This is a genomic window from Tenacibaculum caenipelagi (genome assembly GCF_004363005.1).
In the GTDB taxonomy this organism is placed as follows: Bacteria; Bacteroidota; Bacteroidia; order Flavobacteriales; family Flavobacteriaceae; genus Polaribacter; species Polaribacter caenipelagi.
Genome location: NZ_SNYH01000004.1, coordinates 325,989 through 340,625, shown reverse-complemented (window position 1 = coordinate 340,625; position 14,637 = coordinate 325,989). Strand labels below are relative to the sequence as shown.

Sequence of the window (14,637 nt, the reverse complement as noted above, 5' to 3'; positions counted from 1 at the left end):
CACATCGGGTAGAATGGAACTGATTTTGCCAAACACAAAAATAACCTATACAGTGGATGAGTTTGTGAACTTACATGCCGAATGGTTTAAAGACAGTACATGTACAATGAAAACTAAAATACTGAATATTGAACCTGGAAAATACATTGGAACAGCAACAACTGAGGCTATATATCGTGAACCTAATAGAAACGGAAAACCTTACTTAAATCATATGATTGTTAGTTATGTTTTAGAAAAAGGTAGTGATAACATATGGTATGTTATAAAAGACCATGCAAGTTCTTTAAAAAAATCAACCAATTAAAAGCATATAACGAAGTGTATAATTAATAAGATTGAATTTTCGCTGAGGAAATTCAATCTTGTTAATTATCTTTCCGCTACAATGGAAAATGACTAGCGTCTTTTCCTGCAAAAAAAAATACACACAAACACGTTGTGTGTCATTAAAACCAAACAAATTTTAAAATGAATTTAAGAGAAAAAAATACAGCACTAATTTTGGTTGATGTTCAAAAAGCGTTTTTAGACGAAAATTATTGGGGAGGAAATAGAAATAATAAAAATGCTGAAATCACTTGCGGTAAAATATTGAATAAATGGAGGGAATTAAACTTGCCAATTTTTCATATTAGACATAGTTCTACAAACCCAAAATCTAAACTTAATGAACAAAATCCAGGATTTGAGTTTAATGAAAATGTTTTGCCTAAAGAAAACGAGCCAATAATAACGAAAAATGTAAATAGTGCTTTTATCGGAACTAATTTAAAGGAACAGTTAGACCGATTGGGAATTACATCTATAGTAATAGTTGGAATTACCACAAATCATTGTGTGTCGACAACAACTCGAATGGCGGGGAATTATGGTTACGAAACGTATTTAATTTCTGATGCAACGGCAGCTTTTGACCGAATTGGAATCAATGGAGAGAAATATGATTCTGAAATAATACACCTAACAACACTCGCTAATTTGAATGAAGAATTTGCAACTGTTTGGAATTTCGAAAAATTGATGAGTGAAATATAAATGACGCCACACAACTACACATAGCCGAGATCATTGGCAAATAGTAGAGAAAACCTTGGAACTTAAATGAAAAACTTTCCAAAAATAGAAACTGAACGATTATTCTTAACAGAATTAAAAGCAAAAGATATTTCAGATATCGTAAAATACGCATCGAATAAAAATATATCTGATTTTACTCAAAACATACCTTTCCCATACTCTGAAAAGGACGCCATTTTTTGGATTAATATGGCGAATCAAGGTTTTGAAAATGGAAACCAATATACTTTTGCAATAAGACTAAAAGAGAAAGATAATTTTATTGGCGGAATAGGAATAAAAATTGAGAGAAAAAATAACAGAGCAGAAATCGGATATTGGATTGCAGAACCTTTTTCTGGAAATGGATATGCGACCGAGGCAACAAAAGCTATCCTAAAATTCGGATTTGATAATCTGAATTTGAACAAGTTTACTTCTTCTCATTTGGCAAATAATCCTGCATCTGGACAAGTTTTAAAAAACAGCGGAATGAAAAAAGAAGGCGAATTAAAAGAACATATATTTAAGAATTCGAAATATATTGATTTGATTTTGTTTGGACTAACTAAAAAACAGAACGTAAAATAACGTTTGTCAACAATGTATAAAAATAATTGCTACTTTTAGCTTAATCAAAGTTAGTTGCCATTTTACTACCTTCTGATTTTCCTTCTGAAAATCCTCGCACATAAAACCGCAACTATTCTTATATAAACCATTGGCTATAATTCAACCTTAATCATGAAAACAAACAATTTAATTATCATAATATTTATTTCATTATCAATATTATTTTCTTGTAATAATAGTTCTGACAATCAATTTGACTCTAAAAAAAACGAAAAACAAATAAAAAAAACATTAGAGACGTTATTAATGTCTATTGAAAATAAAAACATTGACTCATTAAAATCGACCATGTCTACATCGGGTAGAATGGAACTGATTTTGCCAAACACAAAAATAACCTATACAGTGGATGAGTTTGTGAACTTACATGCCGAATGGTTTAAAGACAGTACATGGACAATGAAAACTAAAATACTGAATATTGAACCTGGAAAATACATTGGAACAGCAACAACGGAGGCTATATATCGTGAACCTAATAGAAACGGAAAACCTTACTTAAATCATATGATTGTTAGTTATGTTTTAGAAAAAGGTAGTGATAACATGTGGTATGTTATAAAAGACCATGCAAGTTCTTTAAAAAAATCAACCAATTAAAAGACTATTGCTAACAATGTATAAGTAATAGCGGTTTGAGTGATCAAACGAAAGGTTTGTGAGTAGAAAGCCGCTACTACTCATAGCCGAGACTGTTAACTACAATATTAAACTGAAAAGAATTATGATAGTTCGAGTTTTTAAAGCAATTATATTCTCTGACAAACAAGATGAATTTAAATCTTTCTTTACAAAAATTGCTCTCCCTTTAATTAAAAAGCAAGAAGGTGTTATTGATACTGTCATTGGACTTCCTATTGATAATTCTTCTCAGGAATTTATGATGATATCATATTGGAGAGATATTGAATCTCTAAAAAAGTTTGCTGGTGTTGATTGGAGAAATGCTGTAATTGATGACCGTGAAAAACATTTAATAAAAAGTGTAACAATAGACCACTTTATGAAATTTGAATGATATAAAGTACTGTAGTCAACGATGTATAAAAAAAATGCTACTTTTAGTTTAACCAAAGTTAGTTGCCATTTTGCTACCTTCCGATTTTCCTTCGGAAAATCCTCGCCTACAAAACCACAATTTTCAATATACTAAAACGTTAGCGATTATTGTAACAAAGCAACCAACTTAAAATACTAAAAGAGAGCTTATGAACAATAAAATCGGAATAATTTTTATAAATGGGGCAGGGCTTAATAGTTCAATATGGAATGAATTACAACAGAGAATTGATAATCCAGTTTTAAGCATTGATTTCCCAAATAGAAAATCAAATGGCAAACAGAATTTAAAACTGACTTTTGATGATTATATAAATAAGACAACAACGGAAATAAGAAATTGGGGAAATGATAATTTTATTATTGTTGCTCATTCTATTGGGGCTTGTATTGGATTAAAAGTTGCTGAAAAATTCAAAAATGAATTAAAAGGATTTGTCGCTATTGGTTCAGTTGTGCCAAAAAGCGGACAGTCATTTGTTTCTTCATTACCGTTTCCTCAAAAGTTCTTATTACCAATTTTGCTATCGTTATTTGGGACAACACCACCTAAAAAAACAATAGAAGCAGAACTCTGTAATGATTTGACACCAGAAATGACTTCAAAAATTGTAGACGAATTTACACCAGAAGCAAAAGCACTTTACACAACAAAAAATTCGTTTGAATTGCCCGATACAAAACGTTTATATATTAAATTGACAAATGATAAATCAATGCCTACTGATTTGCAAGACAAAATGGCAAAAAATTTAAATGCATCAAGAATAGAAACTATAAATAGTGGACATTTACCAATGATAAGCAGCGTAAAAGAATTGGAAACAATCATATCAGATTTTTTAAGCGAGATTGAAAAAACATCCGCACAAAAAATACTTTTGTAAAACATAGCAAGTTTCGGATTTTATTAAAGCAAAACCATTCGGACATTTGTTGTATAAGATTCAGGAAAAATGGAAACACAAAACCAAATCAATTACAATCGAATTGCAGAAGCGATTGAATACATAAAAACAAATTTCAAATCGCAGCCCAATTTAGACGAAGTTGCGGAAAAAGTTCATGTTAGTCCAGCTCACTTTCAACGAATGTTTACAGATTGGGCAGGAATAAGTCCGAAAAAATTCTTGCAATTTATCAGCGTAGAACACGCCAAAAAAATTCTGAAAGAAAAACAGGCAACATTGTTCGATACTGCTTTTGAAATGGGACTTTCGAGCACCAGTAGATTACACGATTTGTTTATAAGCATTGAAGGAATGACACCTGCCGAATACAAAAAAGGTGGAAAAAATCTGCAAATCAACTACAGTTTTGCCGAAAGTCCATTTGGAAGTTTAATTGTCGCTTCTACATCCAAAGGCATTTGCTATATGGCTTTTGAAGACAATGAAGAAATTGCTTTACAAAACCTGCAAGCCAAATTTCCCAATGCCACTTTTCAAAGAAAATTAGACTTGATGCAACAAAATGCGTTGTTTATTTTTCAAAATGATTGGAGCAAACTCAATGAAATCAAGCTGCATCTAAAAGGAACCGATTTTCAATTGAAAGTTTGGGAAAGTCTGCTCAAAATACCCATGGGAAGCTTATCAACCTATGGAGGTTTAGCCGAAAAAATAGGCAAACCAAACGCTTCTAGAGCTGTTGGAACTGCCATAGGAAGTAACCCTGTAGCTTATCTGATACCTTGTCACAGAGTTATCCAATCTACAGGAAACTTTGGAGGTTATATGTGGGGAAATACTCGAAAAACAGCCATTATTGGTTGGGAAGCTGCCAAAAATAAATAATTTTTGAATACCGCAAGTTTCGGATTTTTTCAAGCGAGTACAAAACGAATCTTTGTAACTCAATAATCTAAATTCTTATTCATGAAAACATTCATTTTAATTCATGGTTCTTGGCATAGTGCTTGGAACTGGCATAAAGTGGTGCCAATATTAGAAAATCAAGGTCATAAAGTTTATGCCATTGATTTGTCTGGAATGGGGCGTGACAAAACCCCCATTAAAAATGTTACCCTAAAATCTACTGTAGAAGAACTTTGCAAGCTTATTGACAGTATTGAGGAAAAAGTAATTTTGGTGGGGCATAGTAAAAACGGGATTATGATTTCGCAAGTTGCCGAATACCGTCCTGAAAGAATTGAGAAATTAATCTATCTGGCTGCTTACTTGATTCCTAATGGTAAAACGCAAGCAGATTATTCTTCCCAAGATGTAAACGGAGTGCTTAAGCCTTATGTAACAAGATATCCAGAGACCAACTCACATACCTTACAACCCGAAATTTATAAAGAAGGTTTGTACCATGATTGCGATGATGATATTTATCAAATGGCAAGAATGATATTGAGCCACGAAAGTGCGGAGACAGGAAAGACATCTTTAGAGTTAACGGAAGAAAACTATGGAAGTGTGCCAAGATTTTATATAGAGTGTACAGAAGATAAGGCAGTAACACCCTTTATACAGCAAAAAATGTATGAGGAGACTCCTTGTGAAAAAGTATATAAAATGAAGACAAGCCATTCACCATTTTTTAGCAAACCCAAAGAGTTGTGCGATATTTTTTTAGAAATAGCCCATAATTAACAATGAAAGCCATAATTGATAACATAAACAAAGCTGATTGGCATTTAGTAACAGAAGAAATGCACCAAAACGGTTACGCAATTGTTCCAAAACTGCTTTCCGACGAACAGTGCGAGGTACTGAAAGCCAATTACGACAACTCAAATTTTTATTGCTTTTAGAAGATGGAAGTCTGTTAGTAATGAAAGATACAACACAAACATATTGGTTACACAGACTTCCACCTACTAAAAAAGTGATGACACCAAGAGTAAACTTGACATTTAGAACAATTGAAGAGTAAAACACTGTAGTTAAAAAGCAATAATTTAACTGGTGGTTGATGATTGCAAGAAATACTTAGACGGTAAAATTGATACCTAACTATCTATCACAAGAGGTAAACTCTTGTCTTTACACCATTCCATCAAGCCTCCATCATAAACCGCAACGTTTTGATGACCTAACATATGAAGTATAAAGGCATCACTTGAGGCTGCTATTCCGCCACCACAATACGTTATAACACGTTTCTTGTTTAGCATAGGCTCAAATAGTTTTTGTAACTCTTCCTTTGGTCGATATCGCTTGGTGGTCCTGTCTAGAATTTCCCATGCAGTCACATTCATTGCTCCTGGTATATGTCCTCTTCGTCCATATTCATTACGTTCACCGCGGTGTTGTCTACGACCTAAGGCACTCACAATACAGATGTCATTTTGCTCAATAGCATTTAAAACTTCATTTTTATCGACTATCAATTCCGGTCTAAAGCTAGGGACAAATTCAGCTCTGGGATAGTTCTTTATTTCTTTGGATATCGGTCTACTTTCCAAAGTCCATGCAGACCAACCACCATTAAGGATAGAGGCATTATCAAATCCAAAAGTTCTTAACATCCACCAGAGTCGTGCTGCCCACATATTTTCTCGTTCATCGTAAATAACAACCCGAACTCCCTCATCAATTCCAAGTTTAGACATGCATTCAGCAAAATGCGCTGCTGTTGGTAAGGTAAAAGTACGTTTAGGTGAATTGGGATTGGAAATTTTTAATAAATCTGCAAATACAGCCCCAGGAATATGTCTCTTTTTAAAATTACGTTTACCACTTAGTATACGAGGAAAGGGCCAAAGCTTTACCTGAACAGTTGCATTAACAATTCGTAAGTTATCATCTCCTAGATGTTTCTCAAGCCATTCTGTTTCAATAAGTGGGCTTACCATTGGTAATTTTTTACTGATTAAAATTACGATTTATACTTTAAAAAGTCAACTAGAACTGAGTAGATTTGGTTAATAAAATTTACAAAGAAGTAATCGAAAAACAGTAATTTTAAACCCTAAACAGATGGTCGTACGAGACCGTTAACAATAATTCAACTGACAAAATGAAAATTTGTATTGCGCAAACCAATCCAGTTAGAGGAGATATTCAAAAAAATATAGATAATCATAAAAGATTGATTGAACTTTCTATTAAAAATGAGGCGGATCTTATCATTTTTCCAGAACTTTCTTTGACAGGGTATGAACCAGAACTGACAGAATCATTAGCATTTACAAAGGACGATGAAAGATTAGGTGAATTTCAAGAAATTAGCAATACAAATCAAATAGTAATAGGAGTAGGAGTTCCTACTAAAAATAAAATAGGGGTTTGTATAAGTATGGTTATTTTTCAACCTCATAAACCAAGAGAAATTTATTCAAAAGAACATTTACATCCTGGTGAAGAAAAGTATTTCGTTTCTGGAGAAAATCTTCCTCCAATAAAATTAAAAGACCATACAATAGGATTTGCAATCTGTTACGAGACATCTATTTCAGAGCATTCTGAAAAAGCATTTAAAAATGGTTCGAATGTTTATATAGCGAGTGTTCTTAACTCAATCAATGGAGTTGATAAGGATATTGATCGGATTTCTAGTATTGCTAAAAAGTATAAAATGATTTCCTTGATGGCTAATTTTGTTGGGAAATCAGGAGGTTATGATTGTGCTGGTAAAAGTTCGATTTGGAATGAAGAAGGAGAACTCATAGAACAATTAGATGAAGTAAATGAAGGTATTGCAATAGTAGATATTGAAACATTAGAAACAATAAAAATTCAAATTGAGAAAATTAAAATTACTGTTAATGAAGCATAACTTCAATTATAACAGTTTCAAATACCTTTGTTGTACTTGGACTTATAGTCAATAGGAGACATTCCTGTAACACGATTGAAAACTTCACGGAATGCTTTAGTGTCGTTGTAGCCAACCTCGTACATGACTTCATTGACAGATTTCCGAGAATTTTCAAATGATTTTTTGGCAACTTCTATTTTTACTCTTTGTACATAGTCAAGTGGTGTTAATCCTGTGGCTTTGATAAATCTTCTATCAAAATTCCTTCTACTAACACCAAATTCTTCTGACATTTTTTTGATGGAAATTTTGTCCTGATAATTTTCTTCCATAAAAGTTTGAGCATTTAAAATAACATCATCGTTATGCTTTTTATGTCCGTTAAAAATGGAAAATTCGGCTTGTAAATTTCTGTCTAGGTCTATCTGAAAATATTTTGCACAATGAATGGCGGTCTCTCGGTCATAAAACTTTTCTACCAAATACATTAATAAGTGTAGAAAAGAATAAGCACCACCATTGGTATAAATTCCATTTTCGTCCGTAATAAGTTTATCAGTTTGAAGGTTTATATCAGGAAATAAGTTTCTAAATTCATCAGCCATTGCCCAATGGGTAGAGCAAGTTTTCCCCGAAAGTAATCCTGTAGAAGCCAACATAAATCCACCCACACACATACTTGCGATTTCTGCACCTTGTTTGTATTGTTTTTCAATCCAATCAATCAACAATTTATTATTCTTTGTAGCGGTTTCGTAGCTACGAACTAATGAAGCAGGAACAATTATAAGATTGGTTTCTGTTATTTCTTTTATCGTAGCATTTTGTTTTATAGAAAGAAAACCATCTTGTAAAATTTTGCCTTCCGTAGCACCTACCAAAGAGATTTTAAAAAGTGGATTTTTGCTTTTCTTTTCAAAAAAATTATTGGCTTCAGTAAAAACCTGAAAACTACCAATAATACATGCTATTGTACTCATCGTAGTTTGCTCATAAGGAACTAAAATACTCAAATGCTTCATAGTATTGTTTTTGACAAAGTTATATATAACTATTGTCTAAATCAACCCTTTAAAATGTCTAAATAACACGTTATTAAAGTATAATTCGGTAATTATCTTTACATTCAATAAAATAATAATTAAATTGTAAATAAAAATGGAAAATAATAATTACACCACAACCATTACTGTTAGCAAAGGAGCTACAACAGCATTTAGTGCCATAAAAAATTTCAGAGCTTGGTGGTCTGAAGAAATAGAAGGAAATACAGATCAACTAGGAGAAACTTTTTTTTATCATTACAAAAATATACACTTATGCAAACTAAAGTTGATTGAAACTGTTCCCAATAAAAAGTTAGTATATCTGGTGATTGATAATGAATTTAATTTTGTAAAGGACAAAACAGAATGGGTAAATACCAAACTGGTTTTTGATATTTCAGAAGAAAACGGGCAAACAAAAGTGACCTTTATTCATGACGGTTTAACTCCAGAAGGTGAATGTTATGAAGTGTGTAACGATGCCTGGACAGGCTATATACAAGGTAGTCTGAAAAAATTAATAGAAACGGGTGTTGGAAAACCAAATGGGAAAGAAGGTGGTTTAAATGCAGAATTAGTTGAAAAATGGGGACTTCCAGACAAATAGTAACTCACTTAAAATAATAGTTCTTTTGATTTTTCATCAGTAATGGTTAAAGATAAGTGTGATGCGAATAACTCTTCCTTCAAAGAATAACCTAAATAGCTGTAATGCATAGCTCAATTGGTTAATTATATGAATTATCCTTACATTTATACTATAACGATTTCTACTCCTAAGAATACCAATTTTTCTCTGTAAAGAAATCATTGAAACGATAGTAGTAATCATAAAAAGGTATAGCAATGAATCACTTAAGCAAAACAATTGAACAACATTATCTTAAAGAAGATTTATATGAAGATATTGTTCAACGTCTATCAGAAATGGGAAAAGATCTTAAAAATATTGCACGAGAAGATATAGCTGGAGTTGATGAGTTTCACGTGCGTGGTGCTGCCGTTTCAAAAGAGCTGGCAGAATCTATAGATCTCAATAATAAATCAGTTTTAGATGTTGGATGTGGGTTAGGAGGTCCTTGCCGAATGTTAGCAGAAACATACAATTGTACTACTTCGGGTATAGATCTTAGTAACGAATACATTAGAACTGCTAAAAAACTATCTCAGCTTGTAAAACTAGAAGCTAAAACAAGTTTTGTTCAAGGAGACGCAACAGCACTTCCGTTCGAAGATGAATCATTTGACGTGGTTTGGACACAGCATGTTCAAATGAATGTACCTGACAAACAAAAATTTTACTCGGAAATATATCGCGTATTGAAGCCTAGTGGTTTTTTTCTATACTATGATATTCTAAAAAATAACGATGAAATTGTTAAATATCCAATGCCATGGGCAACTTCCGAAGATCATAGCTTCTTATTCAAAAGCAGCGAAATGAATAATATATTAACAGGCTTAGGTTTTACAAAAGTATCTTCTAAAGATCAAACGCAAGCGGGAATAGAATTTTTCGGAGGGATGCTTGCCAAAATAAAAGAATTTGGTCCACCAAAAATTGGACTTAATGTTCTCATGGGTGAAACCACCAAACCGAAGTTATTGAATTTATTAGAGCATTTTAAAAATGGTTCTTTGATTTTGGAAAGTGGTGTTTATAAGAAATAACTTTTAAAGACTACAATTTATCTAACTCACTTAAAATAAGATTACACCCTTTTTCTATTTCTTCATCAGAAATGGTTAGAGGAGGGGTAATACGAATCGCTCTTCCTTCAAAAAGCAACCAAAATAAAATCAATCCTTTGTCTAAACAGTTTAAAATTACTTGTGAGGCTGCTTCCGGTGTATCAACCAATAAGGCTAGCATTAATCCTTTTCCTCTAATTTCTTTAACAGCAGGGTGGTTTTTAAAGATATCACGAATAATTTTTTCTTTTCGTAAACTTTCTTCCATCAAGTTAGAAGAAGTGATTTCCTGTACAGTTGCTAATCCAGCACTTGCAATTACAGGATGTCCTCCAAAAGTAGTAATATGCCCTAATTTAGGATGTTCTTTTAAACAGTTCATTACTTCAAAAGAGGCTATAAAAGCTCCAATTGGCATTCCACCACCTAAACCTTTACCTGTGATGATAATATCGGGGGTAACGTTGTAATTTTCGAAACCCCAAAATTTTCCTGTACGTCCTGTTCCTGATTGGATTTCATCCAAAATTAATAAGGCACCTACTTCTTCACATCGTTGTTTTACCTTTGTCAAGTAGTTGTTTTGAGGTTCGATAAAACCAGCACCACCTTGAATAGTTTCTAAGATAACTCCAGCTGTTTTAGAAGTTATTTTTTCTAAATGGTGTTCGTTGTTATATTCGATAAACTTACTTCCTGGAATTAACGGACGAAATGCACGGTTTTGTTGTTCTGCGCCACAAACACTCATAGCCCCTTGCGTATTTCCGTGATATGCATTTTTAGCGGCAATAATTTCACTTCTACCAGTAAAACGCTTGGCTAATTTTAAAGCTCCTTCAGTAGCTTCGGTACCAGAGTTAACTAGATAAACAGATGAAAGGTTAGGAGGTAAGGTAGCTGCTAAAGCTTTACACAATTCTAATTGTGGTTTTTGTATAAACTCACCATACACCATTACATGTGTATATTGATCAAGTTGATTTTTTATAGCTTCGTTTACTTTAGGATGATTATGCCCTAAACTATTCGCAGAAACTCCTGCCACGAAGTCTAACATGGCTTTCCCTTTGTTATCGTAGATATAACTTCCTTTAGCATGTGATATTTCAATAGCTAAAGGATGTGGTGTGGTTTGCCCTTGATATTTTAAAAAATCGTCTTTCACAGGAATTATTTTAATCTTTTAGGATTTAATTCTTCTAATTTTTTCTTCTTCTTAGTTTCGTTAATGAAGTTTTCCTTTGCTTCTTTAACAACATCGAGCTCCTTTTTTTCTTTTGAAGGAGGCGCAACTATTGTGTCTTTTACAAAAATATCTTCAACCGTTTTAGGTTGCTCATTTCCTCTCCATAAAAAGCCTTTGAACTTTTTCTCTTCTGAAGGAAATTTAGATGGAGGGTAGGTTGTGCCTTCTGATTTTTTAAAGTATTTAGTTTGTGCTATTTCTCCATTTTCTAAAATAAACTCAATATCACTTGCAATTTCTTTGGTAATGGTTTCAAGTTTATGAGTTTTATCATTATTGTTATAATATAATGATTCAGCATTTCCTTTTACCAACATGGTATGTAACTCACCTTTTTCGAATTTCCCAAAAATATCTCTACCTTTAATTTGGTTGTAATTATCTCGATGTATTGAATCTTGTTGAATCATAAAAGCGTTTTTTAGCACTTTTAATGAATCTAATTTATTTGTTTCTTTATCAGTAAGTAACTGAATACTATCTCCTGTAATTTGACTGTTTTTAGACCATAAAATAGGTCTGTTAAACATTCTTGTTAAGCCTGTTTCTTGACTTGTGTGAATTGAATCACATTTTCCTTGCAAATCAGATTTGAAGATTTTTACATTATTGAAAATACGAGCAATACGTTTTTCTGGTTTACCAGTAAGTAAAATTTTATCACCAGCAACATACATTGAGTCTTTTTCAAGAACTGAAATTGCTACCGCTCTATCGATAATGAACAAAGAATCTTTATGTTCATATAGTTCCGCATAGTTTCCCTTTGCGACCATATTTTGTACAGTATCTACCACTTTTATGTTGTTGGTAGCAGAAGCAAATCCTTTTCGTTTATCGTAGTACAAACTGTCTGCAGAAACTGTACGTTCTTTTAAAAAGAGTTTCGCGTTTTTAACAAAGTAAGAAATGTCAGTATTGGTATCATAAAACCCTTTTTCAGAATATACTTTGGTGCTATCTTTTAAGTTGGTAATGGTACTTGGGCCGTATAAATAAGCTACACTAGAGTTAGTGTAATAATCAAGGTGGTCAGATTCAAGTTTATTATCTGGGTTAACAACAGTAACTTTTGATTTTGCAGTAAACTTTTTGTCTTTTAAAAAGTATGTTCCTTTTATACTTGAAAGCGTGTTTTTTTTGTCGCGAATAGTTCCACCGTTAGGGTAATATAAAATTTGATTAATTCTATCGAAATGGAGCGTATCTGTTTTTAGCGTCATTTCTTTGTCGTTAATCTCAACATTTCCCCACGATTTCGCTTTTTTAGTATTTCCATCGTAAGTAGCAAAATCGCTGTATTGAATAATCGTATCTCCTTGTTCAATGACAACTTCACCAATCGCTTTAAACAAGTTTTTATCTTTATAAAGTAAGGCTCTCTGACAATCTAACGTAGCACCTTCGTGCGACATTTTTACTTTCCCAATCAATAAGGTCGCTCCCGGATATTTACTCTCGTCAGCTGTACTTAATTCGGTAGATAGAATTTTGATTTTTTTTGTTTGAGAAAAACTTACAATAGAGAATAATAAAAAAGGTAACAGAAATATTTTTTTCAAAATAATACGATTTAATGCACAAAAATAATGAAAAGAATATGCCAAAAATCTTAATAAAGAAATAAAATTATCAAGATAAATAAGAAGCTGTCATTTTGTAAATGGTTAATTTTGTAACAAATTTAAAAATATAAAGATATGAGCGCTCATTTTGATTTATCAAAAGAAGAGATGAAGTCTTACGGATATAAAATAGTTGATATAATTGCTGAACACTGGGATACTTTAGAACAAAAAAAGCCTGTAGCTAGTGCTTCTAGAAAAGAAATGGATAGCATTTTCTTACAAGAAGCTCCTGCGAAAGGGATGCCAGCAGAAAAAGTATTAGATTTTGTGATGGACAATGTAATACCCAATAGTACAGTTATTTCACATCCAAAAGCCTATTCATTTGTTCCTGGTCCTAGTAATTTTATTAGCACCATGGCAGATAGCTTAGCTACTGGATTCAATATTTTTTCTGGTGGATGGATGGTTTCTCCCGCTGCTGCAGAGTTAGAAATTGTGACGATGAACTGGTTGCTGAAAATGTATAATTTTCCTGTAGAAAGAGGAGGAGGAATTTTTACAAGTGGTGGTTCTATGGCAAACTTAACAGCATTGGTAACAGCTAGACGTTTAAAGTGTGGAGATGATTTTTCTAAAGCTATCATTTATTTGTCAGACCAAGCACATTCCTCTAATATTAAGGCTATTCGAGTTTTAGGGTTTAAAAAGGAGCAAATTAGAATTTTACCTACAGATATCGAATTTAGAATAAGCATTAACAAACTAAAAAATGCCATTGCAAAAGACCGATTAGAAGGTTTGCAGCCATTTTGTTATATAGCATCAGCAGGTACAACTAATACGGGTACTGTAGATCCTTTAGATGAAATAGCAGACATTTGTGAAGAGGAAAATTTATGGTTTCATATTGATGGAGCTTATGGTGGAGCTGCCATTTTATCAGAAAAAGGAGCTAAAGCTTTACGAGGTATAGAACGAGCAGATTCGTTAACAGTAGATCCACACAAATGGTTTTATCAACCTTATGAAATTGGATGCTTATTAGTGAAGGATGCTTCTTGGTTGAGCGAAACATTTAGTGAAAAACCAGAATATTTACGTGATATTGAAGGTAATGAATCAGAAATTAATTTTTATGATTATGGTATTCAATTAACAAGACGTTTTAGAGCGTTGAAGTTTTATATGTCTATCAAGACCTATGGTTTAGATGCCTTCAAAGAGGCTGTTAGTTATAATATTCAATTAGCTGATGACGTTGAAAAAATGTTGCGTAAAAGTAGGAATTGGGAAATAATTTCACCAGCTACTTTGGCAGTTATCAATTTTAGATACAATCCTATAGGCTTAAACCTTGAAGAAAAAGAAATTGATAAATTAAATCAGGAAATTTCTCAAAAAATAATGGATTCAAGAGAAGCTTTCTTAGTTACTACTATACTAAATAAACAAGTGGTACTGAGAATGTGTTTGATAAATCCGAAAACGACTATGGAAGATGTTAAACAAACACTGGATTTGTGTAATAAATTTGGTGAGGAAATTTTAAAGAGTAAAGAAAAAGGAGCTTAAAGCTCCTTTTTTTTGCTTTTATGATAAAAGTCATATTTCTGGCTCT

The 14,637-nt window shown here is 32.5% G+C and carries 16 protein-coding genes and 1 pseudogene; 13 read left to right on the top strand and 4 right to left on the bottom strand.

Going from position 1 to position 14,637, the window contains the following annotated elements:
* The 9 genes and pseudogenes from DFQ07_RS10425 to DFQ07_RS10385 form a co-directional block, all read left to right on the top strand.
* Positions 1-307: hypothetical protein (locus DFQ07_RS10425; RefSeq protein ID WP_208107690.1), on the top strand; the 307-nt coding region annotated here is incomplete at its 5' end.
* 164 nt (positions 308-471) lie between these two features.
* Complete coding sequence (locus DFQ07_RS10420) at positions 472-1,038, top strand: cysteine hydrolase family protein (RefSeq protein ID WP_133536553.1); 567 nt, start codon at positions 472-474, stop codon at positions 1,036-1,038.
* A gap of 66 nt (positions 1,039-1,104) precedes the next feature.
* Positions 1,105-1,650, top strand: a complete 546-nt coding sequence (locus tag DFQ07_RS10415; protein ID WP_133536551.1) for a GNAT family N-acetyltransferase — start codon at positions 1,105-1,107, stop codon at positions 1,648-1,650.
* Positions 1,651-1,803: 153 nt separating this feature from the next.
* Positions 1,804-2,292 carry a Cif family virulence factor gene (locus DFQ07_RS10410; RefSeq protein WP_133536549.1) on the top strand — a complete coding sequence of 163 codons (489 nt, stop codon included), beginning with the start codon at positions 1,804-1,806 and terminating at the stop codon, positions 2,290-2,292.
* 124 nt (positions 2,293-2,416) lie between these two features.
* Entirely contained in the window at positions 2,417-2,710 is a 294-nt protein-coding gene (locus DFQ07_RS10405; protein ID WP_133536546.1) for an antibiotic biosynthesis monooxygenase, read from the top strand.
* A gap of 190 nt (positions 2,711-2,900) precedes the next feature.
* Positions 2,901-3,638: an alpha/beta fold hydrolase gene (locus tag DFQ07_RS10400; RefSeq protein WP_133536544.1), complete on the top strand. Its 738-nt coding sequence runs from the start codon at positions 2,901-2,903 to the stop codon at positions 3,636-3,638.
* Between the two features lie 69 nt (positions 3,639-3,707).
* Positions 3,708-4,547 carry a bifunctional helix-turn-helix domain-containing protein/methylated-DNA--[protein]-cysteine S-methyltransferase gene (locus DFQ07_RS10395; RefSeq protein WP_133536542.1) on the top strand — a complete coding sequence of 280 codons (840 nt, stop codon included), beginning with the start codon at positions 3,708-3,710 and terminating at the stop codon, positions 4,545-4,547.
* An 81-nt stretch (positions 4,548-4,628) separates the two neighbouring features.
* Positions 4,629-5,351 (top strand): alpha/beta fold hydrolase, encoded by a 723-nt coding sequence (locus DFQ07_RS10390; protein ID WP_133536540.1) that lies wholly within the window; start codon positions 4,629-4,631, stop codon positions 5,349-5,351.
* A gap of 157 nt (positions 5,352-5,508) precedes the next feature.
* A pseudogene (locus tag DFQ07_RS10385) lies at positions 5,509-5,634 on the top strand (alpha-ketoglutarate-dependent dioxygenase AlkB); the annotation flags it as partial.
* A gap of 76 nt (positions 5,635-5,710) precedes the next feature.
* Here the strand turns inward: DFQ07_RS10385 and DFQ07_RS10380 are convergent.
* Entirely contained in the window at positions 5,711-6,556 is an 846-nt protein-coding gene (locus DFQ07_RS10380; protein ID WP_133536538.1) for a sulfurtransferase, read from the bottom strand.
* Positions 6,557-6,720: 164 nt separating this feature from the next.
* On the opposite strand from DFQ07_RS10380, the gene DFQ07_RS10375 reads away from it, so the two are divergent.
* The gene (locus DFQ07_RS10375; protein ID WP_133536536.1) at positions 6,721-7,479 is read left to right on the top strand and encodes a carbon-nitrogen hydrolase family protein; all 759 of its coding nucleotides are present in this window, start codon (positions 6,721-6,723) and stop codon (positions 7,477-7,479) included.
* A 17-nt stretch (positions 7,480-7,496) separates the two neighbouring features.
* On the opposite strand, the gene DFQ07_RS10370 is transcribed toward DFQ07_RS10375, so the two are convergent.
* Positions 7,497-8,483 carry a GlxA family transcriptional regulator gene (locus tag DFQ07_RS10370; RefSeq protein ID WP_133536534.1) on the bottom strand — a complete coding sequence of 329 codons (987 nt, stop codon included), beginning with the start codon at positions 8,481-8,483 and terminating at the stop codon, positions 7,497-7,499.
* A gap of 136 nt (positions 8,484-8,619) precedes the next feature.
* On the opposite strand from DFQ07_RS10370, the gene DFQ07_RS10365 reads away from it, so the two are divergent.
* Entirely contained in the window at positions 8,620-9,114 is a 495-nt protein-coding gene (locus DFQ07_RS10365; protein ID WP_133536532.1) for an SRPBCC family protein, read from the top strand.
* A 239-nt stretch (positions 9,115-9,353) separates the two neighbouring features.
* Positions 9,354-10,178, top strand: a complete 825-nt coding sequence (locus DFQ07_RS10360; protein WP_133536530.1) for a class I SAM-dependent methyltransferase — start codon at positions 9,354-9,356, stop codon at positions 10,176-10,178.
* Between the two features lie 10 nt (positions 10,179-10,188).
* Here DFQ07_RS10360 and DFQ07_RS10355 read toward each other — a convergent pair whose 3' ends face one another.
* Both DFQ07_RS10355 and DFQ07_RS10350 read right to left on the bottom strand, forming a co-directional pair.
* Entirely contained in the window at positions 10,189-11,367 is a 1,179-nt protein-coding gene (locus DFQ07_RS10355; RefSeq protein WP_133536528.1) for an aspartate aminotransferase family protein, read from the bottom strand.
* Between the two features lie 5 nt (positions 11,368-11,372).
* Positions 11,373-13,010, bottom strand: a complete 1,638-nt coding sequence (locus DFQ07_RS10350; RefSeq protein WP_133536526.1) for an OstA-like protein — start codon at positions 13,008-13,010, stop codon at positions 11,373-11,375.
* Positions 13,011-13,148: 138 nt separating this feature from the next.
* Here DFQ07_RS10350 and DFQ07_RS10345 point away from each other — a divergent pair, with 138 nt between their 5' ends.
* Positions 13,149-14,591 (top strand): pyridoxal phosphate-dependent decarboxylase family protein, encoded by a 1,443-nt coding sequence (locus DFQ07_RS10345; RefSeq protein WP_133536524.1) that lies wholly within the window; start codon positions 13,149-13,151, stop codon positions 14,589-14,591.
* Positions 14,592-14,637: the final 46 nt, after the last annotated feature.